Annotated in this window: 1 protein-coding gene; it reads right to left on the bottom strand. The window is 53.8% G+C overall.

Going from position 1 to position 757, the window contains the following annotated elements:
- Positions 1-110 precede the first annotated feature (110 nt).
- Entirely contained in the window at positions 111-629 is a 519-nt protein-coding gene (locus R3F72_RS18575; RefSeq protein WP_332780484.1) for an SIS domain-containing protein, read from the bottom strand.
- Between the last annotated feature and the right edge of the window lie 128 nt (positions 630-757).

The raw sequence follows: 757 nt of genomic DNA, 5'->3' as shown, positions 1-757 counted from the left end.
AGCTGGGCCGCTTCCAAGCGAAATTCCGGGCTAAACGTTCTCTTCTTCGTCATCATCTGCACCTGATTGTCTCTGTGAGCCATCATACACTCAAAGTCAGGTGGCCAGATTCACTGTGCCACTACAACCGGCATTCTCCCCATGATGTCATTGGCGGTCAGATGCTCGGTCTGGCCTTGCTTCTCTATCGCGCGACGCAGATCGCCATCGGTGACAACACCGACCATCTGTCCGGCATCATCAATAACGCAAACGATACCCTGCCGGCCTTCACTGATTTCATGCACTACCTCAGCGAATGGCGCCGTACAAGCTAGAAAACGAACTTGGTGCATCACTTCCATGGCCTTGGTCAACAGTTTTCGTCCGAGTGACCCACCTGGATGGAAGCGAGCAAAATCGACCGGCATGAACGCGCGTCTATTCATCAACGCCACTGCCAACGCATCCCCCATTACCAGGGTTGCAGTAGTCGAAGTAGTGGGGGCCAGATTATTCGGGCAGGACTCTCTCTCGACCGAGACATCCAGATGCACATTCGCACTGGTCGCCAGCGTAGAAGCCGGGTTGCCGGTAATCGCTATGCTGCACGCCTGAATATGACGCAGATAAGGCAACAGCTTGATCACCTCATCCCGCCTCATTCACGAGGGTGCTGATTGAGCGGTCTGAAGGTACTGACTGGTGGCATCGCTTATCAGGATCGGCTTCTTCAGCGCGAATAGCTGTTGAGTAATGCCAAAACGCTGAAATTTCC

It is taken from the genome of Salinicola sp. 4072 (genome assembly GCF_036663415.1).
GTDB classification, from domain to species: domain Bacteria; phylum Pseudomonadota; class Gammaproteobacteria; order Pseudomonadales; family Halomonadaceae; genus Salinicola; species Salinicola salarius_A.
Note: the sequence above shows the minus strand (reverse complement) of the source record. Positions and strands in the feature narration are given on the sequence as shown.